Raw genomic sequence first — 26,146 nt, forward strand, 5'->3', positions numbered from 1 at the left:
ATCGGGTAGCCCACCTGCGCCGGTCATCCCTGATTTATACCGTTTGATTACAAAACAATGTACTATGCATACCATAGTACCTACTTTCGTCCTGTAATTATTAAGAACAAGTACTAAATATATACGTATGGAACGCATCGCCCTACTCTTCGCCCTCCTGCTCGCCTCCTTTTTCGGCCTCGCCCAGGACCGTACCGGAGCGCTCCGTGGCTCCGTGACCGACGCCGGCGGCAAGGCAGTCGAATCGGCCACGGTAAGCCTCCTGCGCGCAACCGACTCTGCTGTGCTGAAGCTGGCGGCTGCCGACAAAAGCGGTCGCTACGCCTTCGAAGGCCTCTCCGCCGGTCGCTACCTCGTTGCCGTTTCCGCCGCCGGGCACAGCAAGACGTGGAGCGCTCCCCTGGACGTAAACAGTGCCACTTCCGATGTGCCGGCGCTCGTGCTGCAACCCGCCAGCAAGTCGCTGACCGGTGTAACCGTGGTAGCCCGCCGCCCGCTCATCGAGCAAAAGGCCGACCGCATGGTCGTGAATGTGGACGCCTTTGCCTCCAACGCAGGCACCTCGGCGCTCGAGGTACTCGAAAAATCGCCGGGCGTTACCGTGGATAAGGATGGCGGCATCTCCCTTAAAGGCAAGCAGGGCGTATTGGTGCTGATGGACGGCCGTCCCGCCTACCTCACCGGCACGGAGCTGGCCAACTACCTCAAGAGCCTGCCCGCCACGGCGATCGACCAGGTGGAGATCATGACCAACCCGTCGGCACGCTACGATGCGGCCGGCAACTCCGGGATCATCAACATCAAAACGAAGAAGAACAAAGTAAAAGGCTTCAACGGCTCCGTAACCGTTGGCGGCAGCCGCGGCAAAGCTTCGCGCTCCAACAACAGCCTGAACATGAACTACCGCACCGGCAAGGTGAACCTGTTCCTCAACGGCAGCCACAGCTACTTCGAGCGCCACCAAAACCTCGACATCAACCGCCGGTTCCGCGATAACGGGCAAACCACCGCCATCTTTGCGCAGGAAACCCGCCAGCGCGGCCACAACAACTACCTGGGCCTGAAGCTGGGTGCCGACTACTTCCTGAGCAAGCGCAGCACCCTGGGCATCGTGCTTTCCGGAGGCACCAACCCGCAAAAGGGCCGCAGCGTTTCGACCAGCTTCCTGCAGGATGCGCAGGGCGTCACCGACTCCATCGTGACGGCCGAAAGCGTGACCCGCGAAACCTGGAAGAACAAGGCCGTCAACCTGAACTTCCGGCACCAGTTCGACTCCACCGGCCGCGAGCTGAGCGCCGACGTGGATGTCGTATCGTACCGCACCGGCAACGACCAGCGATTCACCAACGGCGCCTACGATCCGAGCTGGGTAAAGCGTTCCGCCGACCTGCTGCGCGGCGACCTGCCCGTGGACATCAACATCTATTCCGCCAAGATTGACTACGTGCAGCCCCTGAAAGGCGGCGCCAAGCTCGAGGGCGGACTGAAGGGGTCCTACGTGCGCACCGTGAACAGCGCGCTTTATTACAACGTCTTCGACAACACCGAGTACGTGGACACGGGCAAAACGAACCGCTTCCGCTACGAGGAGAAGATCGGTGCCGCCTACCTCAATTTGAACAAGACGATCGGTAAGTGGGGCCTGCAGGCCGGCCTTCGCTACGAGCTTACTTCGTACCGCGGTCACCAGTACGGCTCGCCCGACAAGGTGCTGCACCCTGACTCTTCGTTCTCGCGCGACTACGGGAGCCTCTTCCCGACGGCCTTCGTCAGCTTCGCCGCCAGCAAGAGCCACCAGCTTTCCTTCTCTTACGGCCGCCGCATCGACCGGCCCGACTACCAGGACCTGAATCCCTTCCTGTTCTTCATCGACCGATATACGCTGGAGCAGGGCAACCCCTACATGCGTCCGCAGTTCACCCACAACTTCGAGCTTGGGCACACCTTCAAAGGGTTCCTGACCACGACGCTGAACTACAGCAGTACCCGTGATATGATGAGCGAGACGTTCGAGCAGGCCAGTGTTGCCAATGGCGGCAACGGGTACGCCACGATCGTGCGCGACGGGAATATCGGGCGCCGCGAGTCGGCCGGGATCTCGGTGAACGCCCAGGTGCCCGTGCGCAAGTGGTGGACGGCGATGCTGTATACCAACTTCAACTACAACAAGTTCTCCGGCCGCCTCAACCAGGACGGCGCGCTGATCAACATGGAGGCTACGAACCTCACCACCAACATCAATAACCAGTTCAACTTCGGCAAGGGCTGGACCGCGGAACTGAGTGGCTGGTACCGCACCCGCGGCGTCGAAGGACAGCTGGTGATCATGCCGATGGGCGCGATGCAGGCCGGCTTCGGCAAGACGGTGCTCAAAGGAAAGGGTACCCTGAAGGCGAATATGCGCGACATCTTCTTCACCAACAAGGTGAAGGGCGAGATCGACTTTGACGGCACCGAGGCCCGCTTCTTCCAGACGCGCGACACCCGCCAGGCATCGGTCTCCTTCACCTGGCGCTTCGGCAAGCCGATCAAGGACGGCCGCGAGCGTCGCCGCAGCGGGGGCGCCTCCGAAGAGCAGAACCGCGTCAAGGGAGCACAATAAGATCTGAGATCTCAGATCTGCGATCTGTAACGGCTTTCTCTCAATTCAAGCATCAACCCATTTTACAGACTCGGCAAACGTCTGAGTTTTACACCTTCAATACCAAAATCATGAAACAGTTGCTCACTTTACTGGCCGCCACCGTAGCGATCTCCGCACAGGCACAGACCGGTGCCCGCATCGCCGGTACCGTCAAGGACAGTGAAGGCAAGCCGATGGCCGCTGCTACGGTTTCCCTGCTGCGCGTCAAAGACTCCTCGCTCGCCAAGCTCGCCGTTTCCGACAAGAACGGTCACTACGAGTTCACAGGTATCAAGGAAGGCCGCTACCTGCTTTCCATCACCTCCGTCGGGCACGACAAACTGATCGTTCCCGCCTTCGACGCGAACACTTCCGTTGATGTGCCCGTGGCCACCCTCTCCCGTACTTCTACGGCCATGGCCGGCGTAACGGTGCAGTCGCGCAAGCCCCTGGTGGAGGCCCGCCTCGACAAGATGGTGGTGAACGTGGACGCATCGCCCACCAATGCCGGCAGCAGCGCCCTCGACGTGCTCGAGAAGTCGCCCGGCATTACCCTCGACCGCGACGGCAACATCTCGCTCAAGGGCAAGTCGGGCGTGATCGTGCTCGTGGACGGCAAGCAAACCTTCCTCTCCGGGCAGGATCTGAGCAACATGCTCCGCAACATGCCGGCCGCTCAGCTCGACCAGATCGAGATCATGACGCAGCCCTCGGCCAAATACGACGCTTCGGGCAACTCCGGCGTGCTGAACCTGCGTACGAAGAAGGGACTGCAGAAAGGTCTCAACGGATCGATCAACCTTTCGTATGTACAGGGCCGTCACCCGAAGACACCGAACTCCTTCAACCTGAACTACCGTACCGGCAAGGTCAATATGTTCGGCAGCCTCAGTGCCTCGTATTTCGAAGGGTACAACGAGCTTGACCTGACACGCCGCTTCAAGAACAGCGCCGGCGTGTTCGATACCACCTTCATCCAGCAAAGCCGCGGCCGCTGGTACGGTGAGAACTACAACGCCCGCCTCGGTCTCGACTACAACATCGACAAGAAGACGTCGATCGGCTTCATGGTGAACGGCGGTACCAACCCGCGCGGCCACAACGCGGAGTCGATCTCCGACATCCGCGCCGGCAACGGCAACCTGGTGCGCACCAACAAAGCGCTTTCGGGCAACCGCGACAAGTGGAAGAACTTCGGCGGTAACGTCAACTTCCGCAAGCAGCTGAAGAAGCAGGGCGCCGAGTTCTCCGCCGACGCCGATTATGTACTGTACCGCACCGAGAGCCGCCAGGTTTCCGACAACAACGAGTTCGACGCCGCCAAGAACCCGACCGGCATCCCGTACCTGCTGCACGGCACCCTCACGCAGAACATCGACATCCTGAGCGCCAAGATGGACTTCGTGACCCCGACGGCCAAGGGAGGCAAGTTCGAGGCCGGCGCCAAGAGCTCCTATGTAAAGACCGACAACAACGCACCGTATAAATCCTTTGACCACATTCGCAAGATCGACACGACGGACAAGCGCAGCGACCACTTCATCTACGAGGAGAACATCAACGCCGCCTATGCCAACTGGAGCCAGCAGCTGAAGAAGTGGAGCTACCAGGTGGGCCTGCGCCTCGAGCATACGCACTCGGTAGGTACGTCGGTGGCCCTCGCCAACAAGGTGACGCGCGACTATGTGCAGCTGTTCCCGACTGCCTTCGTGAACTACAAGGTGGACGACAAGAACACCTTCGGCCTTTCGTACGGCCGCCGGCTTGAGCGCCCCAACTACCAGGACCTGAACCCCTTTCAGCGTATACTTGACCAGTATACCTACCAGCAGGGCAACCCGTACCTCACGCCTCAGTTCTCGCACAACGTGGAGCTGAGCCACAACTTCCGCGGCGCCCTCAACACGGTGCTGAACTACAGCTACACCGACGACATCATCTCCGAGGTGCTGAAGCAGAACGATGCGGAGAAGAAGACTTTCCAGACCCGTGAGAACATCGCGTCGCGCCGCAACATCGGCCTTGCCGTGAGCCTCAACATGCCGGTGAAGAAGTGGTGGTTCGTGAACCTATATACCAACGTATTCAACAACCAGTTCAAGGGCATTGTGAACGAGCGCCCGCTGGATGTTTCCTTTACGGCCTTCATGGTCAACTTCAGCCAGCAGTTCCGCCTCAACAAGGGCTGGACGATCGAGCAGAGCGGCTGGTTCCGTTCGAAATCGCAGGAAGGCGGCCTCATGCTCGCCGAGCCGATGGGCGTGGTATCGTTCGGGGTAAGCAAGAACATCCTGAAGAACCAGGGCACGTTGAAGCTGAATGTATCGGATCCCTTCTTCCTCCAGCAGTTCCGCGGCAACATCAACTTCGGCAACATCAGCACTTCGATCCAGAACCGCTGGGATAACCGCCGCGTGGGCCTGTCGTTCTCCTACCGCTTCAGCAAGGGCCAGAATGCGCCGCAGCAAAAGCGCCGCACCTCCTCCGCCCAGGACGAGCTGAATCGCGTCGGCGGCGGCCAACAGTAAGATCTCAGATCTCAGATCTGAGATCCACAATAGTCTTTAGTTTCTCATGTGCATATCGGCCCCCTTCTCCAAGGGGGCCTTTTTATGGAAGATGTCGGATCTCAGATGTGATGATGCACGATGTGTTGCCCTTACGAACCGAATCAACCGAAGCAAGTGTCCGAAGGCGCGGGGAGTCCGCACGGAAAGAAATCTGAGATCATCACATCCGACATCTGAGATCCTCTCTCTTATCTTTGCCCGAAACCAACTCCCAATGCCTTCATTCGACATCGTGTCCAAGGTGGACGCCCAGGCGCTCGACAACGCCGTGAACGTGACCCGGAAGGAGATCACCAACCGCTTCGATTTCAAGAATTCGCACGTCGTTATCGACCTCAACAAGAAGGATTTCAAGATCTCCCTTGAGTGCGACTCCGAGATGCAAATGAACCAGCTCATCGATGTGCTCATCAGCAGGGCACACAAGCAGGGCATTGCCCCGGAGGCTTTCGATACGACGAAAGAGGGGTTCCAGAGCGGGAAGGTGTGGAAGCAAGAGGTGTCGGTGTCGAACGGCCTGAAGCAGGAGGACGCCAAGAAGATCGTAAAGCAGATCAAGGACTCCGGCCTCAAGGTACAGGCGGCTATCAACGACGACCTGATCCGGGTTACCGGTAAGAAGATCGATGACCTTCAATCGGTTATACAGGCAGCCAAGGGCTGGGACCTCGGGATCCCGCTCCAGTTCGAGAACATGCGCTCCTAAAATTTTAACAGCGGAATCTTTGGCCCGGATCGACTTTCTCCTTACTTTTGCGCGTCGAATTGATAAAAATACAGCCGCCGCTTTAAAACAAGATATTATGAAAAAGGACCTTCATCCTAAGAATTACCGTTACGTGGTTTTCAAAGATATGAGTAACGGCCACGCCTTTCTGAGCCGCTCCACCGCCGCTACCAAGGAAACCATTCAGTGGGAGGATGGGAACGAGTATCCGCTGATCAAGCTGGAGATCTCTTCTACTTCGCACCCCTTCTACACCGGTAAGAACGTTCTTGTGGATACCGCCGGTCGTATCGACAAATTCAAGAAGAAATACGCCAAGAAAGCCTAACCGCTTCGGCCCCCCTCTTTTAGTCCCCCCGTGTTTTTGCCGGGGGGATTTTTTATTTTTAGCCTTTAACCCTGACCATGGAGAAGATCGTTTTTACGGAAGAGTTTTGCCGGCCGGAGCAGTTGTTTCCCTTCACCCTCACCCGCTCCATCCAGGACCTCCGGGTGGGCCTGCTCACGATCCGCGAAAAGTGGGAGCGCCTCCTTGGTTTCCCTTCGTTCGACAAACAGGAGGGCGACTACAAAGCCCGGGAAGGAGCCCTCGTCATCGACGAAAGCATCGGTAAGGACACGATCTACCTCATTCATGGCAACATCCTGCCTTCGCCGGCGCTGGCCAAGCAGGTGCATGGCCTGCGGCCGGGCGAATTTCTTAGCCTGCCCGAAAAGGAGTATTTCATCTGCTGCATCACCCGCAAGCAGGTGCTCGATCCGGCCCGCATCAGGCTGGACAAGGCCGTGGAGGTCAGTGCCGACTTCCGGGAACTCTGGTATCCCTGGGACATCGTGAAGCACAATGCCTGGGCCATCGAGCAGGACTTCAACCTGCTAACCGCCAAGCGCAAGAGCCAGGGCGCTCCGCGCACCACCTCCATGGTCAATGCCGCGCGCATCTTCATCGAAAAAGGCGCACGTGTGGACCATTGCATCCTGAACGCCACCGAAGGGCCGATCTATATCGGCAATGGCGCTCAGGTGATGGAGGGCAGCCTCCTGCGCGGGCCGGTGATGATCGGGGAGGGGGCCACCGTGAAGATGGGCACCCGCATCTATGGCGCTACCACCGTCGGGCCCTGGTGCACGGTGGGCGGCGAGATCAAGAATTCGGTGCTGTCGGGCTATTCCAACAAAGCCCACGACGGCTACCTCGGCGACTCGGTGCTGGGCGAGTGGTGCAACCTCGGCGCCGGCACCTCCAATTCCAACGTCAAGAACAACGCATCGGTGATCCGCGTATACACCCCGGTGGGCATCCGTGAGGCGGGCACCAAGTGCGGCATGTTCATGGGCGATTACAGCCGCACCGCCATCAACACGTCGATCAACACCGGTACGGTCATCGGCGCCTGCTGCAATGTGTACGGCACCGGCATCCCGCCCAAATACATTCCCTCGTTTTCCTGGAGCCACGATGGCATCGAGCGCTACGAGATCGAGAAGGCGCTGGAGCATATCGGCAACTGGAAAAAGATGAAAGGGCAGGAGCTCTCCGCCCGCGAGATCGAGATACTACGGGCGGTGCATGCGCGTTATTGAAGCAGTTTGCAGTTTGTAGTTCGCTAACGCCGGCAAGTTCCCGGCTCCGGAATTCTCAGGGGCCATTCGTACTAAAGCGCTGCGTACTTCGCGTTTATTCAATAAGTTGCGGCACAGAATGGAAGGTCGATCCTTGGCGTCCAGATGAACAGGGGCGACCCTCATTAAAAAACCAATTAACCAATAGACCAATAGACCTTTCACCATGAGGAAACAAATTGCCGCCGCGAACTGGAAGATGAACCTGACCTACCAGCAGGCCGAGCGCCTGCTCGACGAGATCCTGCAGGAGAAGATTGCCCTCGGCCCCGACCAGCAGGTGCTGTTTGCCGTACCGTTCCCGTACCTGGTGCTGGCCAAGAGCGAAGTGGACGAAGTGCACGGCTACGCCATCGCCGCACAGAACGCTTATTCGAAAGTAAATGGCGCCTACACCGGGGAGGTGTCGGTGGAGATGCTGCAATCGATCGGTATCAAATATTGTATTCTTGGCCACAGCGAGCGCCGGGAGTATTTCAACGAAAGCAACGAGCAGCTTGCCCGCAAGGTCGAACTGTGTCTTGAATACGGCATCCAGCCGCTGTTTTGCTGCGGCGAGGCGCTTGCCATCCGCGAAGCCGGAACGGAGAATGCGTATGTGCAGCGGCAGATCGAGGAGTCGCTGTTCCAGCTTTCCGACGAGCAGGTACGCCAGGTGATCATCGCCTACGAGCCGATCTGGGCCATTGGTACCGGCAAGACGGCATCGGCCCAGCAAGCCCAGGAAATGCATGCGCACATCCGCTCCGTGCTGGCCGGGAAATGGGGAAAAGAAACAGCGGATGCCGTCCCGATCCTGTACGGCGGCTCGGTAAAAGCCGGCAATGCGGCAGAGCTCTTCGCATCGCCAGATGTGGACGGTGGCCTCGTGGGCGGCGCAGCGCTTGTGGCACAGGATTTCGTACAGATCATTAAAGCTCTGAAATCATAAACAACGTACAGCAGCCATACCGCATCGTCCTGATCCGGAAAGACCAGTTCCTGCTTCGGTTCCTGAAAGTCCGGGTAGTGGTGGACGGGATGGCTATTTACCTGCTGGACAAGAAGATACCCGCGGTGATACCCGTTGGTCCGCATAAGCCGTTACTGGTTGCGACCGACGGGTATCATCATACCCAGCCCTTTGTGCTCAAGAACCTGAAGCAGCAAACGTACTATTTCAAGGTGGGTTGCGTGATCGAGGACGACCAGCTCATTGCCGGCCTCGTGCTCCTTGGATTGCTTTATATCATCGGCCTTACGTCAGGCACTTTTTTCCTGATGCTCTTCAGCTTCGTGCCGATCCTCTATTTCCTCTTTCTCTATTACATCAACCGCAAGGCCTTCCTGCGTTTTCAGCCGGTGTGACCTCACCCCCGGCCCCGGACCTCTCCCCCGGAGAGGTGCCGGGGGTGCGGTTCCGGCTCATAATCGTCCAGCTTGTCGATGTGCAGGATCGTGGTGCCGTCCTGAGCGTGGTACATCGGCTGAAAGCGGGCGTCCGGCACGAATTCATCCGCCGTGTAGGAAGTGCGGGCCACCACGCTGTTGGCGAACACTTCATCATAGGCCCGTACAAATACCAGCAGCTCTGCCTGCATGTCGCGCAGTTCAACGAGCGAAAGGCCATGTAGCGGGCTGTCTTCCGTAATGGCGTGCACCACGGTCCAGTTCAGTACCAGCGTATTGATGCGGCTGAATTCTACCTCGAGGCTGTAAAACTCGTTTTTCTTCCGGGTTCCATCGGGTACCTGCATGGCGAGCGTAAGCTTTACTTCGGCGTCGGTGAGCTGGTTGTTCTTTTCCGGCACCATGCGGAACATAAGCGCCTGCCCGCCCTTATACGGCGACAACAGGGCCACCGAGCTGAAACGCAGATAGGCGCGGGGCATCGAAAAGCGGCCGAAGAAGATACCGCTCGCGAGTGCCAGCGTCATCACCCCGAGAAAGGATTCGAATGCTGCCACACAACTGGTGAGTAAGCCGCTGGGACTAACATGCCCATAGCCGACGGTGGTGTAGGTCTGCGCGCTGAAGAAAAAGGCGTCCACGAACTGGCGAAGGGCCGACCCACCCTGCGTGCCGTTGAGATGCTCGACGCCGATGCAGTAGTAAACGAATGCGAACAACAGGTTGATGCCCGCGTAGAAGCCGATAAGGTAGGTCCAGAACTTCCAGGACGGCATCGACAGCATCGTATGAAACCAGCTGAACCGGTTCAGGAGGGGTACGCCGCGGCGCTCTACGTTGGCGGATCCGTCTTTTCGGTAAAAGCGGCCCGTGCCGCTGTTGGTACCAAAGCCGGTAGTGAGCTCGCTTTTGAATTTTTGTCGGTAGAAGGCCATGCGCTAAAATTAGGAACTGCCGGTCAATGCGGGGAGGAGGCGTGCGCGTACTCCCTCCGGCGTCTGCGCTGCAGCGTGTGCCGCGGCCACGTCACGAAGCCGGGCCCGCGCTGCGGGGTTCTGCAGGAGCGCCAGCACGAGGTAATACAGGTGTTCGTGGTCGATATAGGAAAGCGTCATGGGCGCCAGCAATTCAGGCACCGGCACACCAGCGGGCAGCAGCAGCGGCTTCCCGTGCCGCACCGCATCGAAGAAGCTGCCGGAGCTTTTACTTTCCCCGTAGCGCTCGTCGGGGTGACCGGACCGCCGGAACACTTCGGGCAAGGGTGCCAGCACGATCTCGGCCCGGGCGAGCTCCCTTTCGTATACCTCCGCTTCCACGAAGGTGCCGGAATGTACCTGCAGGGTGCCCTCGTAGTCGTTGAACCAGGAGGGACGCCAGCCGTCGGGGTTGCCACCAACCACCGTGATGGTTGCCGGTACCTCCCGGTGGAGGGCGCGGGCCAGCTGCCGCACATCGTTGTAGTTGCGCCGCGTCGGGTCGATGGAGCCCGGCACCACGATGCGCAGGGGGGCATCCAGGTCGGCGGGAGGGGCCGGGCGGTAGAAACTCCCTGGAATAACGTGCACCGGCTTCCGCACCCCGAATTTTTTTCGCAGAAGCGTCTTTAGCTCATCGAGCAGCACTACGTAGCCCGAAACAGCGGAGGAAAGCTGCTTCCGGCCTACGTATTGGACCATCCCGCGGAGGCTGGCCTTGCGCACCGGCGCGAAGAGGTCGTGTAGGTCATGCACGCCCAGGAGTATTTTCAGTGGGCGCAGGCGCCGGCAGGCACGGGCGAAGAGCAGGTGTTGATACGACACCGTGGCCAGGATCAGGAGCCCCGCTTTTTCGGTACGGCAGGTACGGTACACAGCGCCCGGATGCTCCCAGGTGCGGGCCGGGAGCGTGCGGAAATGGATATGGGCTCCGGGGATGACACCGGCGGCCACCAGCTGCACCTGCACGGCCTCAGGCGCCAGCACGATGATGCGGTGGCCCCCCGTGTTGAGCAGCCGCACCTGGGTCTCAACGGTCTCGAAATGCTCGGTATCGTAAAGGACGATCGTCATTACAGCGGGCTAAATATATATGTTTGCAGGTACGCGGTGCCAAATCCGCCCCATTGCCCGCCCGTGAGCGTCAAAAAGAACCTGGCATATAACTTCCTCTTGTCGATGGGCGGCGTGCTGTTCCCCCTGGTTTCGATACCCTGGATCTCGCGCGTACTCGACCCGGAGGGCCTCGGAAGGGTGCAGGTCGTCGACAGCCTTACGTATTTCTTCATTGCGCTTGCCGAAGCCGGCATCGTTGCCCATGCCGTGCGCGCCGTGGCCCGCCAGCGCAGCGCCCCCGAAGGCATGCGTGCACTCGTGAGCGAGCTCTTGTCGTTGCACCTGGTCACCTCCATCATCTCGATGGCCGGCTACGGCATCGCGCTCTACTTCCTGTACGATCGCATCGGCGACGGGCGCCTCCTGGCCTGCGGCATTATGTTCCTGCTGCTCAACAGCTTTGCCTGCGAATGGTATTTCTGGGGCACCGAGAACTTTCGGTACATCGCGCTCCGCTCGCTCGCGGTACGGGCACTGGCGCTGGCCGCCTTGTTTGTGCTGGTACGCGCACCGGAACATTATCCGTATTATTACGGCATCATGGTGGCAGCTGCGGCCGCCATACTGCTGCTCAACCTGGCGCGGATGCTGCGCGAGACCGGCGTCTCGTTTCGGGCGCTGAACTGGAAGCGGCACCTTCGTGTGACGCGGGTCACCTACGGCATCTCGCTGGTATACAGTGTTCCCCTGCTGCTCGACAACGTATTGCTCGGCGTGCTGGCAGGCAGCGCCGCGGTGGCCTTTTATGCCCTTGCGGCGAAGATCGTGCGGCTGTTGGGTGCGCTCGTCACCGATGCCTTCCTGGTGCTCTACCCGCGCAGTGTCGCGTTACAGGAAGAAGGTGAGGCCGCGGCAGCCCGCGGGTTGCAACTCTCGGCCGAAGGGCTGCTCCTCTTTGCCGTACCCGTATGCTGCGGCATCTGGGTGGTGGCGGACGTCTTCACGGCGGTCTATTTCGGGTCCGACTACAGCCCGGTGGGCCCGCACCTGCGGGTGCTTGCGCTGTTTCCGCTGATCAATGCTTCCGCCCTCTTCCTGAACAAGCAGGTGCTGATGCCGCGTAACGGGGAGCGTTCGGTACTGAAGGGACTTCTTGCCGGGGCGCTCGTTTTCGTTGCCGCCGCCTGCTTGCTGATGCCGCGCTTCGGTGGTCTTGGTACGGCATGGAGCCTGGTGGCCGGAGAGGCAACGGTACTGCTGGTGCTGTTGCTGCTTGCCCGACGCGGCGGATGGAAGCCCGTAAAAATACGGCCACGTGTGCTGCTCGTGGTTGCGCTGACACCTTTGCTGTTCGCAGCCATTGGTGCCTGCGTGGCCCTGGCCGACCTGCTTCCGATGCCCGAGCTGCTCCTGCTGGTCGCCGGTTGTGCCCTTGTGTATGTACTGCTGCTCTGGGCCCTGCGCCCCGAAGTGTGGCAGATGGCGCTTTCCTTTGTTCGTTCTAAACCCGCTGCCGGTGCCGCCTGAGCAAAACAAACAGTTCCGTTTCTTTATCCAGGAGCACCTCCTGAGCGAACCCGTGCTGCACGGTGGCATCGGCAATAAAGACATCGAGTCGATCCTCCTGGAGCATGGCTGGAGCCAACTGCGCTTCCGTGATCATCACAACTTCTCTGCTGCGGCGAAGTTTCGCCGGCTTTGGCAGCTGGGACACCTGGCGCGCACCTTGCCGCGCGGTGCTGAGGTACTGCTGCAATGGCCGCTCTATGCACGGATGAATCGCCTGCTGCTGCAGACATTGAAACGGTTCCGGAAAGACGTACGCTTTATCTGCTATGTTACCGACATCAACGGCATCAAGGATGGAAATGCCGAACTGCTCGGGCGCGAGCTTGCCTGCTTCCGCATGTTCGACCGCTTCATCGCGCACAACGCTACCATGCGGGCGTGGCTACAGGAGCACTTCCCCGAAGCCTGCATCGCCACCATCGACTTCTTCGATTTCAGGGCCCTGCCATCCGGGTCGGGCCGCGCCAAAAGCATGGAGATCGTCTTTGCCGGCAACCTGTTCAAAAGCGGCTTCCTGCAGGAACTGCCCCGTTACAACACGCTCACCTTTCACCTGTTTGGCGAGGCATCGTCGTTGCTGCCGCAGGCACGCAACTGCGTGTACCATGGCGCCCATGAGCCGGCCCGGCTTCCGGCATTACTGCCTGGATCGTTCGGGCTCGTCTGGGACGGGGAGAGCAGCACGGAGTTGAAGGGGCCGCTCGGCGACTATGCGCGGTATATCAGTCCACACAAGCTTTCGCTGTTCATACTGGCCGGCCTACCCATCATCTGCCACGACGAAAGTGCGGCCGCAGCGCTGGTCGCCAGGTACGGCATCGGTTTTTCGGTACCGTCGCTTTCCAATATCGGCGCGCGAATCGCCGGAATGACGGATGTAAAGTATGCAGCCATGAGGAACCGGATGCAACCGCTGGCGGAACGTATTTCTACGGGACGCTGCCTGTTGGATGCGCTTGCGGATCTAGGGTAATTAGGAAAGTAAAAATTCAAAAGTAAAAAGTCAAAAGCTCTGTACCGGTGGTCATCGCCGAAGGGCTATGTTATCATATTAAGCGTTTTTGAATTTTGACTTTTGCCCTTACAACAAGTGATGTTTCAGGATGCAGCTCAGTCCGCAGACGGCATCCGCACGATGAGCTCGAAATGCGGCTCCGTCCAGGTATCGAGCACCTGCTGGAGCCCGGTGCGCGACAACCAACGAGGGTAGATCAGCTTTTCGTGCACCGAGAGGTTGAAGGTGCAGCTGCCATCGAGCCCGGTAAGCAGGGAAAGACTCTCCTGTAGCTCGTCACGGAACTCGGGGAAGAGACATTCGAGGCTCAGGAAGGCGATGGGGCGGGAGAGGCCCTTCACCACTTCGAGCTCATAGCCTTCTACGTCGATCTTTACAAATGTCGGTACGCCGTATTTTTCAATGAGGGCGTCGAGCGTTGTGACCGGAACGTCGGTAGTACCCGTAAAGGCGATCTCCTCGTTCCAGCGGGTGGCGCGGTCGGCCTCGGTGATGGCGCGGAACTTCGGGTTGAGCGTGTTAAAGGCCGAGCCGGGGTGGTGCACCTGGAGGGGGAGGGTGCCGGGCGCGGCGCCCAGGGCAACGGGCTCGATGTGCACCCGCTGCCGCCGGTTCCGGAATCGGACCCGCAGCGTGTGCACATTCTGCGCGTCAGGCTCACAGGTCACCACCGTTCGGGCGAGGTGCAGGAAGGCTTCGGTTTTGTGGCCGTCGTTGCCACCGATGTCGAAGATGAGCGCGCCGGGCGGAACGAAGGATTGGTAGAAGGCGATCTCGTGGCGTTCGGCCGCGATCACCGCCGGCTTGAACAGGCGCTGCCAGGCGCGGAACAGGGCGCTGTATTTGAGCGGCTCATAGAGGCCGCGGCTGTGCAGGAACCGCTTGAAGGCCTGTTTCATGGCGCATTGGCACCCGCTGGTCGAAAAGCGGGGCCGTCAAGATAGGAATTAACAGCAAATTCATTGAGGGCCACGGCTTTTTGTTACCTTTGCCGACCTTCCCAAAGGAGGGTTTTGCAATGAAGAATATCCGTAATTTCTGTATCATCGCCCACATCGACCACGGTAAAAGTACCCTGGCCGACCGCCTGCTCCAGACCACCAACACCATTTCCGAGCGCGAAATGATGGACCAGGTGCTCGACGATATGGACCTTGAGCGCGAAAAAGGCATTACCATCAAGAGCCACGCGATCCAGATCAACCACGTCCACAAGGGTGAGAAATACGTGCTCAACCTGATCGATACACCCGGCCACGTCGACTTCTCCTACGAGGTGTCGCGCGCGCTGGCTGCCTGCGAAGGCGCCCTGCTGCTGGTGGACGCCACCCAAGGTATCCAGGCACAAACGATCTCCAACCTCTACCTCGCCCTCGAGAACGACCTCGAGATCATCCCGGTCATCAACAAGATCGATATGGACGGCGCGATGATCGAGGAGGTGAAGGACCAGATCATTGACCTCATCGGCTGCAAGCCCGAGGATATCCTGCTTGCCTCCGGCCGCTCCGGCATCGGCATCGACGGTATCCTCGAAGCCATCGTAGAGCGCATACCCGCACCAAAGGGCGACCCCGAGGCCCCGCTGCAGGCGCTGATCTTCGACTCCGTGTTCAACTCCTTCCGTGGCATCATCGTCTACTACCGCGTACTCAACGGTACCATCCGCAGCGGCGAAAAGGTACAGTTCGTCAGCACCGGCCAGGAGTACGAAGCTAGTGAGGTGGGTGTGCTGAAGCTGAAGCCTTCGCCCACGAAGGAAGTGTGCGCCGGCGACGTAGGCTATATCATCACCGGTATCAAGAACGCCAAGGAAGTGAAAGTGGGCGATACGCTGACCACCGCTTCCCGACCCACGCAGGAAATGATCAAGGGCTTCCAGGAAGTAAAGCCGATGGTGTTCGCCGGCATTTTCCCAGTGGAAACCGACGCCTTCGAAGAGCTGCGCGACTGCATGGAAAAGCTCCAGCTCAACGACGCCTCGCTCACCTTCGAGCTCGAGACCTCGCAGGCCCTCGGCTTTGGCTTCCGTTGCGGCTTCCTCGGCCTGCTCCACATGGAGATCATCCAGGAGCGCCTGGAGCGCGAGTTCAACCAGACGGTGATCACCACGGTTCCGAACGTATCGTTCATCGCCTATACCACTAAGGGTGAGAAGGTGATCGTGAACAACCCGGCCGAGATGCCTGAGCCGGTAAAGACCGACCGCATCGAGGAGCCTTTTATCCGCGCCGAGATCATTACCAAAGGTGAGTACGTCGGCAATATCATGACGCTCTGCCTTGGCAAGCGCGGCATCCTGATCAACCAGAGCTACATCACCACCACGCGCGTGGAGCTCATTTTCGAGATGCCCCTGACCGAGATCGTTTTCGATTTCTACGACAAGCTGAAGAGCCAGACCCGCGGCTACGCTTCGTTCGATTATAACCCAATCGGTTATCGCGAGGCCGACATCGTGAAGATGGACATCCTCCTCAACAACGACAAGGTAGATGCCCTTTCCGCGCTCATACACCGCGGCCGTGCCCAGGACTTCGGCCGCAAGCTGTGCGAAAAGCTGAAGGAGCTCCTGCCGCGCCAGCAGTTCCAGATCGCCATCCAGGCGGCCGTGGGCGCCAAGATCCTCGCCCGCGAGAACATCTCGGCCATCCGCAAGGACGTGACCGCGAAGTGTTATGGTGGCGACATCTCCCGTAAGCGCAAGCTGCTTGAAAAGCAGAAGGAAGGCAAGAAGCGCATGCGCCAGATCGGCAACGTGGAAGTGCCGCAGGAGGCCTTCCTCGCCGTGCTGAAGCTGGATGACTAACGGGTTTATTAGTCTATTGGTCTATTAGTTTATTAGTAAAGGTTGCCTCTGTGCGACCTTTTTCTTTTTTATCGTTTCCTATTTCGTGGAGAAGCCTTACCGCGCATTGCGGTCATTGCGAGCGAAGCGAAGCAAACTCCCGAATTGTCGGGAAGTTTGCGAAAGAGCACGTGGTTCTCAATGACAAAAAAGCCCCCGCATCACGGAGGCTTCAAAAAAAAGTGCGCTGAATATAAATGACTGAAGGTGATTATTGCGCGCGAAGCCTTGTCTGCGGGTCACCGTTCTTCCACCGGCCATTCCGAATACGGAACGCGCGACAGTTGCCCGTTGTAATATTTCTTTTCACCCGTCACCTCGCGATCGATGAAAGGAGGAAGTGCGAAGGTTTCGTCTTCAGCGGACAACTCGATCTCGGCTACGATAAGGCCATCGTTCTTTTCGAGGAATTCATCCACCTCCCAGAGCTTGCCTTCGTAGGGAATAATGAATCGGTTCTTGCTGACCACGGTATCGCAGAACTTGTGCAGCAGCTCGAGCGCTTCGGGCCGCGGGATCTCGAATTCGAATTCGTCGCGGGAAATGCCCTGCACTTTGCCTTTGATCGTCAGGTAGCCGGTTTCATCGCTGACGCGCACGCGGACGGTCTTGATGAGGTCTTTGGTGAGGTAGCCTTGCTGCAGGTAATGCGGGGCTTCTTTCGGCCAGGCGGCCCATTCGTCTTTCTTTACCAGGAACTTACGCTCGATCTCGAGGGGCATGGGCAAGGGTGTTTGGGCGATAAAGATAGGGGAATGCCCTTCGCGCCCGTAGGGCTAAACCGGCATGAAAAAAGGGCTACTCGCCCTTTTTCTTCTTTTTCTTTTTCGCATCTTCCTTGGCGCCGTCGTCGCCTGTGTTGCGATCGGTGCTTTGCTGGAGCTTTTCTTCGTCCACGTTACCATCGCGGTCTAGGAGGGCATCGCCCACAGGCGGCTTGCCCAGCAGGGGGTCGGCGCCGTTCATATCGATCTTGTAGTCGAACACCTTGCTCACGTGCACCCAGCGGCCACTTTCCCACTTGAAGCCTTCGGAGTCGCCGTCCGGGATCATGGTATACGGAAGGTCGGGCTGGTTGGATTCGGAGACGAGGTGGTCGTAGAGGATCATCTTCTGCTCGTCGACGTAATTGACGAGCGTACTGGCCTCGCGCTTGTACTCGATGTAGAAGCGGTCGCGGGCCTTGCCGGGGATCGAATCCTGCGTAAAGTCGAACAGACCACCGGTAGCACCGAACTGGGGCTGCTGGCGCTCGTCGAAGGTCAGCACCTCGATCCACTTACGCTTGGTGGGGCCGTATACATCAAGCCCGAAGAGGGTGTAGTGGGGCTTCGCGTTCCACGATGTTTTGACGATGTTGTAGTATACGGCGCCAATCCAGTTGTCCTTGCCGCGTACCGAGTCGGACGGACCTTCGGTGTACCCGGTAACGTCGCGAAGCGGGATGAGGCGGAGCGAACCGTCGGGTGTGCGCATCTGGATGGCCCCGCGCTTGCGGCTTTGGTAGCCGAGGTTGGGGAGCTCTACGGCCCAGGTAAAGATGCGGAAGGCGCTATCGGGCGCATACAGCCGCGACACGCCGAGTACCGAATCGAACGGATAGTAGAACGAGTTTTTCGTCTGCAGGCTGCGAACCAGCGTACGGATGAAGATCGAGTCGCTGCGGAGGCGGCCTTCCGGTAAGGTGTCGGTATGGAGGTTGATGGCCAGTTGCTTCAGCGAATCTTCCTTCGCACGTAAGGTACGAAGGTCGGAAGCGGCGATCTTCTGAGCCGATAGGCCGGATGCAAGGGCGGCCAGTATAAAAAGTAACAGGAACGGTTTCTTCACGGTGTGCTTTTTGGGCACCTCTAAGAACGGTAAAAGCGTTTAAAAAGTATCTTAAGATTGGGGCCGGAGAGAAGGAACGCAGATTTTTATGATTTTATACGGTTGGCACTGACTTTTCGCGAAGGGCACGTTCCGTACGTAATGCCGCTAGCCGACCGGCGAACACTCAACGATCCGGTCCAAGCCCGTGCGCAAGCAAATCTGCGTAGGTCGTATGATCATAGGAGTCAGCGTTCCTTCGCACGCTCGAGGTCCCGGGTGAAGTCCAATAGCGTTGGATAAATCCGGTCGATGTCGGGGTGGGGGAAGGGCTGACCGGGATTGGTGGTGGTGACAAATACCGTGTAGAGCCCGGCGGCGCGGCCAAAGCGCATATCGCTCGGCTTGTTGCCGACCATGATGGATTTCTTCGGATCGATATCGGGGAATTGGGCCCGCGCCTGCACGGCCATGCCCGGGTTGGGCTTCCGGAAGAAGCAGCGCTCCTCTTTCTCCGTGCAAAAATAGACCGCATCGAGCCGGCCGCCGACCGCTTCGATGCTGCTCCTCATTTCCGTATGAATACGGTCGAGGTCGGCAGCGCTCATAAGGCCACGGCCCACACCGCGCTGGTTGCTTACGAGCACAATGCGCCCGAAGCTGCTGGCCAATAGGGGCATCGCTTCCAGTACGCCGGTGCTGAAGCGGAAGCCTTCCCAGCTCAGCACATAGGTACCCACGATCTCGTCGTTGATGACGCCATCGCGGTCGAGGAAGAGGGTCCAGCTATTGTCCACGGCTGCCAGGTCGAGCGTTTTTGGCTGCAGCTCCGTCTGTGCGCGGCTGTAGTCCCCGGGTAGCCCGATGTCGATGAAATAACCCTCCTGCACCGCACCTGCAAGGGCACGACGTGCTACGGACGGCTCCAGGTATTCTTTTTCAAACGAAAATTTCTCCGGTAGCCCCAGAGCAAGCAGGCTTGCCCGGTTGACCAGGTACAGCCCGCCGTTGATCAACCCTTCGGCATATTGTTTTTTTTCCTCGAATGCCATCACGGTCCCCGCGCCGTCGATGCGCACCACGCCGTAGCGGTCGAAATCGGTCATGGGCTTCAGTGCAAGCGTGCATTCGGCACCAGTGCGGGCATGCACTTCAGCCAGGTCGGCTACGCTCACCTCGAACAGCGTGTCGCCGTTCGCAACCAGCACTTGTTCCGAAACCGCCGCGCGCAGGGCCAACTGGATGCCGCCCCCGGTGCCCAGTGGCTCGGCTTCGATGACGGATACGTAATCGAGCGTAGGATAAGCCTCGGAAAGCCAGGCTTCGATCGCCTCGTACATATAGCCAAGCGAAAAGATGAAACGTTGCACCCCTTCGCGGCGCAGGGAGTCGATCACATAACCCAGGAAGGGCCGGCCGGCCACGGGAGCCATGCACTTGGGCAGGTCGGGCACCGCGGAGCGGAGCCGCGTGCCAAGGCCTCCGGCGAGCACAACAGCTTCTGTTATTTGAATCATCTGGATTTCAGATTTGCGATTTCAGATTTCAGATTTCAGATTTGACCAGTTCCCCGAAAAATCAAAAATCTGAGGTCCGAAATAGTTAGTTGCCCTCGTGCGTGAAGTACTGTTCTTCTACTAATTGGCAAATGATATGTCCTAGCAGGATATGGCTTTCCTGGATGCGCGGCGTGTCGGAGGAGGGAACGTTGAGCAGGTGGTCGGAGAGGCCGCGCATGAGGCCCCCGGCCTGCCCGGTAAAGCCGACGGTACGGATGCCGATATGGCGCGCGGTTTCAAAGGCACGCACGATGTTGGCGGAGTTGCCCGATGTGGAAAGCCCGATGAGCACGTCGCCCGGCCGGCCGATGCCTTCCACGAGGCGGGCGTAGATCACGTCGTAGCTGTAGTCGTTGGCGACGGCAGTAAGGTAGGAGGTATTGCAATGGAGCGCCTCCGCAGGAAGCGCCTTGCGGTCGGTGTAGAAACGGCCCGAGAATTCGGCGGCGAGGTGCTGCGCATCGGCTGCCGAGCCGCCGTTGCCGCAGAAGTAGATGCGGTTGCCGGCCTGGAGCGATGCGACGATCTCGTTGGCGATGGTGGCCACCGTCTGCAGCATCGATTCGTTTTCGAGCACCTGCTGCTTTACATCGATCGACGCCTGTATGATGTTCCTGATCTTTTCCATGTATTGTGTTTGAACAGGCAGCGAATTTACGGGCTCTATTCGACAGTTTGCCCGGCCCCGGCCCCGGCCCCCTGTCCCCCGTAGGGGGAACTTAGGACTTAGCGTCCTTACGGCAGTACTGGTTCTCTAAAGTAATCCGTTCAAAAAAAACTGCCCGGATCGCGATGCGATCCGGGCAGTTTGGTTATCTCATTACCCCATTACCCCATTACCCCATCCGCTTAAAGGCACCAGCTTTTCATTCCGTGCTCCACGAACTGGTAGGGACGATGCACGCCGCCAAAGCGCTCGAGGCTCTTGATAACGGAGAAGCGCGTGTTGCCGGGGCAGTAGAAGATCATGAAGCCACCGCCGCCGGCGCCGGAGATCTTTCCACCGGTGGCGCCTGCCTTCTTCGCGGTGTCGTAGATGTCTTCCATCAGCGGGTTGGAGATGCCCTCGGCCATGAGGCGCTTTTGCTGGTAGCCATAGTCGAGGATCTCGCCGAGCTCGTGGATACGGCCCTTGAGCAGCGCTTCCTTCATCATCTGGGCCTGCTGCTTCAGCTGGTGCATGGCCTCGATGGAGCCTTCTTTCTTTGCCACCACGTTCTTTGTCTGCTGTTCGATGATCTTCGCCGACTCGCGGCTCGTAGCGGTATAATACAGCACCAGGTTGTTCTCGAGCTCGAAGAGGTAATGCTGCTTGATGCGGAGCGGGTTCACGATCACCTTGTCGCCCTCGTAGAACTCCATGAAGTTGACGCCTCCGAAGGTCGCGGCATACTGGTCCTGCTTGCCACCGGCCATCTTCAGCTCGTTGCGCTCGATGGCATAGGCATAGTGCGCGATGTCGTACTCGCCGAGTGGCAACCGCATCCATTCGGCAAAGGCGCCGATGATGGCCACTACCAGCGTCGAAGACGTGCCGAGGCCGGAGCCGGCAGGCGCGTCTACAAAGGTGGAGAGGCGAAAGCCGCCGTTGATGGAGCCGTAATCGCGTTGCACGGCATTGTACACGCCTTTGAGCAGATCAAGCTGGCCGTCGATCGGAAGCTCTTTTGCAAAATCGTACTCGAGGCGCTCGCTGCGGTCGTTCGTTTCGAGGATGATCTTCGGCTCGTGCAGCGGCTCGATGGAGGCATGCGCGTACAGCGAGATGGTGGCGTTGAGGATGGTGCCGCCGTACAGGTCGCTGTACGGACTTACGTCGGTGCCGCCACCGGCGAGGCCGATGCGGAGCGGTGCTTTGCTTCTGTAGATCATGTGTGAAGGGGCATGCTGCGCCCTGGGCAAGTTAGGTGGAAAATCGGAGCCGCGCCTTAGAAGGGGCCGCTATCCTCCGTAAGGCTGTTGAGGCGCTCCTGCTCATGCAGGTATTCGTCGGTCACCACACGGGTACCGCCCATGAGGTCGCCGAGGCGGCGGTCGGGGCTGAACAGCAACACGACTACCTCCACGAACCAGACCATGATGGGAATGTTGCGAACGAAGCACTGCACGGCCTGCGCTCGGTAGCCGCCCTTGTTGTCGATGATGTGGAGGCCGAGCATGCGCTTCGCCAGGCTCCGGCCACCGATCGTATCCTTCAGCATGAACACGAGTATCATGCCCCAGGCGAACATGCGCGTCGCATCGTCCTTCGGCTGCATCAGGAGCTTCGGGTCGGCGAGGAGGTCTTTGCGAAACAGTACGATCACTGTCGCGAACAGGATCGTCACGAACAGATAATCGAGGATTATGGACACGAGGCGAATAACGATGCTGGGTCTTCCGGGATACATGTGCTTAGGGCTTTGGAGTGTGGGCCACTTCGAGGATTGCGCGCGTCAGGTGGCTCCACGCATATTTTTTCTTCTCTTCCTGCAGGTGCGGGATGAAATGCGCTTCGCCCACCCGGTAGCATTCGGCAACCGCGGCGGCGATGGCGGCGGGCTCCGGCGCGCACACGATGCCGCAGCGGCCATCGGGTACGAGGTCGGGCAGTCCACCTACATTGGTCACCACCATCGGTCGCTCGAAGTAGTAGGCGAGGGGCGTCACTCCGCTCTGGGTGGCGTTGCGGTAAGGCTGCACGATAAAGTCGGCGGCGCACAGGTAATAGCGGACCTCCGGGTCGGGGATGAACTTTGTATGGAGGATCACCGACGCCGAGATGCCCGCCTGCGCCATGAGCTCCCGGTAGGGCGCCTCGTCTTCATAAAACTCACCGGCCACCAGCAGCTTGATTCCCTGCTCGCGGATGGGCGCTTCCTTCATCGCCTGCAGCAAGAGGTCGAGGCCCTTGTACTTGCGGATGAAGCCGAAGAAGAGGATGATGCGGTCGCCTTCGGGAAGGCCGAGGTGCTTGCGCGCATCGCGCTTCGGGAGCTTGCTGCCGAAGTTGTCGTAGAGCGGGTGCTGCACGAGCACCGCGGGCTTGCTGCCTTCAAACATGCGCAGGTCGCGGAGCACCTTGTCGCTCATCGTTACAAAAGCATCACAGGACGGCAGGAAGTATTTGGTAAACGCGGTGTCGAAGGCGCGCTTTTCGTGCGGCACTACGTTGTCGGCGATGCACACCACCCGGGTATGCCGGTTCTTGCGTACCTGCCGCAGGATGGTTCCAAGCGCGGGCCCCATAAAGGGCAGCCAGTAGCGCACCACCACGAGGTCGGGGCGCTCGCGGCGCAGGCGACGGCCCACGGAGAGCCAGTTGAGTGGGTTCACGGAGTTGATGAGGGAGCGGATGCGCAAGCCTTCCGGAGCGGGCTCGTCGCTGTACTGCGTCTTTCCGGGAAAGAGCACCGACGGGTATTGCAGCGAAAAGGAGAGGAGCGAGCAGTCGTGCCCTTCCCGTAGAAATTCGGTAGCGAGGCGCTGGTCGAAGGTGGCGAGTCCGCCGCGCAGCGGCCAGGCGGGACCAATGATCACGATGCTGGCCATCAGAGTCCGGATTTTTCTTCGATCAGGTAGGAGTTGCGGCCCGGTGCGTTGCGCGCCACGAGCTCCGATACGAAGCCCGCCAGGAACAGTTGCATGCCGATCACGAGTGAGGTGAGCGCCAGGTAGAACGCGGGGCGGTTGGTGAGTGGGTGTGCCTCCGGGTCGGCGATCTTGGAGATCAGCAGGAACAGCGTCAGGATGAAGCCGACCAGGAAAAAAAGCGAACCCCAAAGCCCGAAGAAGTGCATCGGCCGCTTCGAGAACTTGCCCACGAAGGTGATCGACATGAGGTCGAGAAAACCATTGACGAAGCGCTCCCAGCCAAACTTGGTGACGCCGTATTTACGGGCCCGGTGCTCCACGACCTTCTCGCCGATCCGGCGGAAGCCGGCCCACTTGGCGAGCACGGGGATGTAGCGGTGCATCTCTCCGTACACCTCGATGCTCTTCACCACTTTGCGACGATAGGCCTTGAGGCCGCAATTGAAATCGTGCAGGTGGATACTCGACACCTTTCGCGTGGCTGCGTTGAACAGCTTGGACGGCAGGTTCTTAGTCAGTTTGTTATCGTAGCGCTTCTTCTTCCAGCCGCTCACGAGGTCGAACCCTTCCACGAGGATCATGTGGCGCAGGCCCGGGATCTCGTCGGGCGAATCCTGCAGGTCGGCATCCATGGTGATCACCACGTCGCCCGAGGCGGCCTTGAAGCCCTCGTTGAGCGCCGCCGACTTGCCGTAGTTGCGCTGGAAGCGGATGCCTTTGATCCGGTCGTCGTTCGCCCGCAGCCGCGTCACTACCTCCCAGGAGTCGTCGGTGCTGCCGTCGTCCACGAGGATCACCTCGTAGCTGAACTGGTGCTCGGTGCATACCCGGTCGATCCAGGCGCAGAGCTCGGGCAGCGATTCTTCTTCATTGAACAGGGGCACTACGATCGAAAGGTCCATAGGATGCTTTAGGATTTGGCGTGCTTCGGGCTGACGGCGGCAGCCAGCAGCGAGGAGAGCGCTCCGATGAAAAGTAAGCGGAAGAGGGTGAAGGAAACGGTCCACTGGATGAAGTGGTCATCGCGTCGGGCGAGCTTTTCGGTGCCGGCCTCATCGTCGATGGTTTGCTTGTTACCGAACTCCTGCGCTTTCATGCTCGCTTCCATGATGCGGTCTTTGTATTGCGGAAGCACGGTGTAGAAGAGGGCGGCATAGATCACCATGATCACGATCACGACCGCGGTGATGCGGAAGCCGTAGGCAAACAGGTTGCCGAAGGTGGCGCCTGTGCCTTGCGCGTGTGCGTGCCGGCGCACGAAGTACAGCAGGCCGAGCGGAAGCGGCAGGTAGCCCAGGTACACAGCCGTCGTATTGAGGAAGTTCCCCGACACATGGATCCCGATGTGGGCGGCGATCATGGCCGCTGCGATGATCAGTCCGGCAACAACCTGGGAGATGGGCTTTACGGTGGGCATAAGCAGTTTAAAAAGTATTCAAAAATACACCCCCCGTGGTAATAATACCGGCGGGCTGTCCTGTTAAGGCTTTTCCAAAAAATGGCGAGTTGGCCGAGCGGCTCCGGTTTGCGGCTTCCATGAACGACCAGGTGGCGTCCGGAACGAACAGCGTGAGGCGTGCCGGGGCGCCTTCCCGGATCGGGAACGGCGGTAGCCCGAACAGGCGGCGCGCATTGGCACCGAGCAAGGCACAAAGTTGCGTGACGTCCAGCTCCGGCAGCGCGGTGCGCAGCGCCCCGAAGGTCGTCTGGAGACCGATGGCGCCCGGACCGGCATACTCGAACTCCACGATCTTATGGTCGGTATCCTGCGGCAGGTGGTGCGCCGCCACGCAATCGATGCTGCCGTCGCGCAGGCCCTCGCATAGCGCGTCGCGGTCGGCAGCGGTGCGGAGCGGCGGCACGAGCTTCAGGTTCGTATCGTAGCTGCGGAGATCATCTTCTGTATACAGCAGGTGTAGGGGGGTAACCGAGCAGGAAACCGGGAGCCCTTCCGCCTTTGCCGCCCGGATGAGGGCCACGGAGCGGGCCGTGGAAATACCGGTGAAGTGCAGGCGGGCGCCTGTGTAGCGTACGAGCTCAATGTCGCGCGCGATCATGAGCTCCTCGGCAAGCGCAGGCCGGCCGGGTAGCCCGAGCTGCGTCGATACGATCCCTTCGTGCATGAGGCCGCCGGGGTTGAAGGAGCGGTCGTCGGGCACCTGGATGAGGGGCACGTCGATCGCCCGCACGTATTGAAGTGCCTTCATCATGAGTCCGCCCGACTGCACCGGGTTCCACCCGTCGGTGAAGGCGGGGGCGCCGGCTGCGTGCATATCGTACATCTCGGCGAGCTCTTTCCCCTCGGTGTTTTTGCTGATGGCGCCGAGCGGGTGCACCTGTACGGGCGACGCGGCCCCTTTGGCCCGGATGTATTCGATGGTGGATTTGTTGTGCGCGCAGGGAGCGGTGTTGGGCACCAGCAGCACGTCGGTGTAACCGCCTGCAGCCGCGGCGGCAGTGCCGGTGCCGATCGTTTCACGCTGCTCCTGGCCGGGGTCGCAAAAGTGGGCGAAGAGGTCGATCCAGCCGGGGGAGAGGTGCAGTCCCTCGAGGTCGATGACCTGGGCGGCCGTTTCGGTGAGCGACGGCGCCAGGCGACTGATGTGGCCGTCGCGCAGCAGCAGGTCGGCATTCTGGAGGTGGTGCGGCGAAGCCGGGTCAACGATGGTGGCGTGCCGGATGAGGATGTCCATGGGTCGCGAAGATAAGAAAGCAGAAAGGGAGACGGAAGTTTGAGCTTGGCGGCGGGAAAAGGAAAGCTATCGGTGCTTTTGTTGATTCCATGAAGAGGCAATGGTGGCACTGGTTCCG

General features: G+C 59.5%; 23 protein-coding genes. 10 read left to right on the forward strand and 13 right to left on the reverse strand.

Translation table 11 applies throughout. The features are described 5' to 3' along the window. Positions 1 to 127 precede the first annotated feature (127 nt). The 7 genes from ABD937_RS09695 to ABD937_RS09725 all read left to right on the forward strand — a co-directional run bounded on the left by ABD937_RS09695 (position 128) and on the right by ABD937_RS09725 (position 8,890). Entirely contained in the window at positions 128 to 2,602 is a 2,475-nt protein-coding gene (locus ABD937_RS09695; RefSeq protein ID WP_345255401.1) for an outer membrane beta-barrel protein, read from the forward strand. A gap of 110 nt (positions 2,603 to 2,712) precedes the next feature. After that, positions 2,713 to 5,151 carry a TonB-dependent receptor domain-containing protein gene (locus tag ABD937_RS09700; protein WP_345255403.1) on the forward strand — a complete coding sequence of 813 codons (2,439 nt, stop codon included), beginning with the start codon at positions 2,713 to 2,715 and terminating at the stop codon, positions 5,149 to 5,151. Between the two features lie 256 nt (positions 5,152 to 5,407). Further along, positions 5,408 to 5,899, forward strand: a complete 492-nt coding sequence (locus ABD937_RS09705; protein WP_345255404.1) for a YajQ family cyclic di-GMP-binding protein — start codon at positions 5,408 to 5,410, stop codon at positions 5,897 to 5,899. A 19-nt stretch (positions 5,900 to 5,918) separates the two neighbouring features. Further along, positions 5,919 to 6,248 (forward strand): type B 50S ribosomal protein L31, encoded by a 330-nt coding sequence (locus ABD937_RS09710; protein ID WP_425475028.1) that lies wholly within the window; start codon positions 5,919 to 5,921, stop codon positions 6,246 to 6,248. Between the two features lie 77 nt (positions 6,249 to 6,325). Then, positions 6,326 to 7,504 (forward strand): putative sugar nucleotidyl transferase, encoded by a 1,179-nt coding sequence (locus ABD937_RS09715; RefSeq protein WP_345255406.1) that lies wholly within the window; start codon positions 6,326 to 6,328, stop codon positions 7,502 to 7,504. A gap of 205 nt (positions 7,505 to 7,709) precedes the next feature. After that, positions 7,710 to 8,474: a triose-phosphate isomerase gene (gene tpiA / locus ABD937_RS09720; protein WP_345255407.1), complete on the forward strand. Its 765-nt coding sequence runs from the start codon at positions 7,710 to 7,712 to the stop codon at positions 8,472 to 8,474. 89 nt (positions 8,475 to 8,563) lie between these two features. Next, a complete protein-coding gene (locus tag ABD937_RS09725; RefSeq protein WP_345255408.1) occupies positions 8,564 to 8,890 on the forward strand; it encodes a hypothetical protein in 327 nt (108 codons plus the stop codon). A 2-nt stretch (positions 8,891 to 8,892) separates the two neighbouring features. Here ABD937_RS09725 and ABD937_RS09730 read toward each other — a convergent pair whose 3' ends face one another. Then, a complete protein-coding gene (locus ABD937_RS09730; protein ID WP_345255410.1) occupies positions 8,893 to 9,867 on the reverse strand; it encodes an ion channel in 975 nt (324 codons plus the stop codon). Between the two features lie 9 nt (positions 9,868 to 9,876). Then, a complete protein-coding gene (locus ABD937_RS09735; RefSeq protein WP_345255412.1) occupies positions 9,877 to 10,980 on the reverse strand; it encodes a glycosyltransferase family protein in 1,104 nt (367 codons plus the stop codon). Positions 10,981 to 11,043: 63 nt separating this feature from the next. Between ABD937_RS09735 and ABD937_RS09740 the strand changes: the two genes are divergently transcribed. Both ABD937_RS09740 and ABD937_RS09745 read left to right on the forward strand, forming a co-directional pair. After that, positions 11,044 to 12,489 carry an oligosaccharide flippase family protein gene (locus ABD937_RS09740; protein ID WP_345255413.1) on the forward strand — a complete coding sequence of 482 codons (1,446 nt, stop codon included), beginning with the start codon at positions 11,044 to 11,046 and terminating at the stop codon, positions 12,487 to 12,489. Then, complete coding sequence (locus ABD937_RS09745; RefSeq protein WP_345255414.1) at positions 12,479 to 13,504, forward strand: glycosyltransferase; 1,026 nt, start codon at positions 12,479 to 12,481, stop codon at positions 13,502 to 13,504. Before ABD937_RS09740 ends, ABD937_RS09745 begins: the two co-directional genes overlap by 11 nt. 137 nt (positions 13,505 to 13,641) lie before the next feature. On the opposite strand, the gene ABD937_RS09750 is transcribed toward ABD937_RS09745, so the two are convergent. After that, complete coding sequence (locus tag ABD937_RS09750) at positions 13,642 to 14,445, reverse strand: FkbM family methyltransferase (protein ID WP_345255415.1); 804 nt, start codon at positions 14,443 to 14,445, stop codon at positions 13,642 to 13,644. Between the two features lie 119 nt (positions 14,446 to 14,564). Between ABD937_RS09750 and lepA the strand changes: the two genes are divergently transcribed. Continuing rightward, positions 14,565 to 16,355, forward strand: a complete 1,791-nt coding sequence (lepA, locus tag ABD937_RS09755; RefSeq protein WP_345255416.1) for a translation elongation factor 4 — start codon at positions 14,565 to 14,567, stop codon at positions 16,353 to 16,355. A gap of 278 nt (positions 16,356 to 16,633) precedes the next feature. On the opposite strand, the gene ABD937_RS09760 is transcribed toward lepA, so the two are convergent. The 10 genes from ABD937_RS09760 to ABD937_RS09805 all read right to left on the reverse strand — a co-directional run bounded on the left by ABD937_RS09760 (position 16,634) and on the right by ABD937_RS09805 (position 26,028). Beyond that, positions 16,634 to 17,116, reverse strand: coding sequence for a CYTH domain-containing protein (locus ABD937_RS09760; RefSeq protein ID WP_345255417.1), 483 nt, complete (start codon positions 17,114 to 17,116; stop codon positions 16,634 to 16,636). A 76-nt stretch (positions 17,117 to 17,192) separates the two neighbouring features. Further along, positions 17,193 to 18,224, reverse strand: a complete 1,032-nt coding sequence (locus tag ABD937_RS09765) for a hypothetical protein (protein ID WP_345255418.1) — start codon at positions 18,222 to 18,224, stop codon at positions 17,193 to 17,195. Positions 18,225 to 18,451: 227 nt separating this feature from the next. Next, complete coding sequence (locus ABD937_RS09770) at positions 18,452 to 19,720, reverse strand: HAD-IIIA family hydrolase (protein WP_345255419.1); 1,269 nt, start codon at positions 19,718 to 19,720, stop codon at positions 18,452 to 18,454. A gap of 85 nt (positions 19,721 to 19,805) precedes the next feature. Further along, positions 19,806 to 20,390: a D-sedoheptulose-7-phosphate isomerase gene (locus ABD937_RS09775; protein ID WP_345255420.1), complete on the reverse strand. Its 585-nt coding sequence runs from the start codon at positions 20,388 to 20,390 to the stop codon at positions 19,806 to 19,808. Positions 20,391 to 20,611: 221 nt separating this feature from the next. Next, positions 20,612 to 21,634, reverse strand: a complete 1,023-nt coding sequence (locus tag ABD937_RS09780) for a GHMP family kinase ATP-binding protein (protein ID WP_345255421.1) — start codon at positions 21,632 to 21,634, stop codon at positions 20,612 to 20,614. A gap of 56 nt (positions 21,635 to 21,690) precedes the next feature. Further along, on the reverse strand, positions 21,691 to 22,152 hold the full coding sequence (locus tag ABD937_RS09785; RefSeq protein WP_345255422.1) for an RDD family protein: 462 nt from the start codon (positions 22,150 to 22,152) through the stop codon (positions 21,691 to 21,693). Positions 22,153 to 22,156: 4 nt separating this feature from the next. Further along, the gene (locus ABD937_RS09790; protein ID WP_345255423.1) at positions 22,157 to 23,293 is read right to left on the reverse strand and encodes a glycosyltransferase; all 1,137 of its coding nucleotides are present in this window, start codon (positions 23,291 to 23,293) and stop codon (positions 22,157 to 22,159) included. Then, entirely contained in the window at positions 23,293 to 24,237 is a 945-nt protein-coding gene (locus tag ABD937_RS09795; RefSeq protein ID WP_345255424.1) for a glycosyltransferase family 2 protein, read from the reverse strand. The genes ABD937_RS09790 and ABD937_RS09795 overlap by 1 nt, the downstream gene beginning before the upstream one ends. Positions 24,238 to 24,245: 8 nt before the next feature. Further along, positions 24,246 to 24,752 (reverse strand): DUF4199 domain-containing protein, encoded by a 507-nt coding sequence (locus tag ABD937_RS09800; RefSeq protein ID WP_345255426.1) that lies wholly within the window; start codon positions 24,750 to 24,752, stop codon positions 24,246 to 24,248. Between the two features lie 7 nt (positions 24,753 to 24,759). Beyond that, entirely contained in the window at positions 24,760 to 26,028 is a 1,269-nt protein-coding gene (locus ABD937_RS09805; protein ID WP_345255428.1) for a dihydroorotase, read from the reverse strand. Positions 26,029 to 26,146: the final 118 nt, after the last annotated feature.

Source organism: Flaviaestuariibacter amylovorans (assembly GCF_039541815.1).
GTDB classification, from domain to species: domain Bacteria; phylum Bacteroidota; class Bacteroidia; order Chitinophagales; family Chitinophagaceae; genus Flavisolibacter; species Flavisolibacter amylovorans.